We start from the raw sequence: 384 nt of genomic DNA, 5'->3' as shown, positions 1-384 counted from the left end.
GTAGTGCATGACCTCGTGGACGAGGACGGCCGGGTTGTCGTTGGTGTTCCAGCGGGCCTGGTGGGTGGTGTCGTCGGGATTGCCGGTGATCTCGACGGGCGGGCGCCCGCCCGGCTGGTCCTGCCAGGCATCGGTCAGCTCGCCGGACCAGGGCTTGGTGTCGGCGGTGAGTTTGACGTGCAGTTCGCGGCCGCCGGGGAGGGTGTACTGGCCGTTGACCCGCTGGTCGATGGTGTTCTGGATGTTGTTCGCGAAGTCCCGGAGCTGGTCCGGGGTCATCCGGTTGTTGCGGGAGGTGAGGTCGAGTTTGACCTCGAGGGAGCGGTAGTCCTTGCCGTCGGCGGTGAAGTCGCGGCTGGTGAAGTCGATGGTGGTGATCTCGCC

1 protein-coding gene is annotated in these 384 nt (G+C 66.7%); it reads right to left on the bottom strand.

What is annotated here, in order from left to right:
- A partial coding sequence (locus WH85_RS52085; protein ID WP_045748608.1) for a hypothetical protein occupies positions 1 to 384 on the bottom strand: 384 nt, incomplete at both ends.

Source organism: Actinoplanes rectilineatus (assembly GCF_000962825.1).
Lineage (GTDB): Bacteria > Actinomycetota > Actinomycetes > Mycobacteriales > Micromonosporaceae > Actinoplanes > Actinoplanes rectilineatus.
This window is presented reverse-complemented; position numbering and strand designations above follow the sequence as displayed.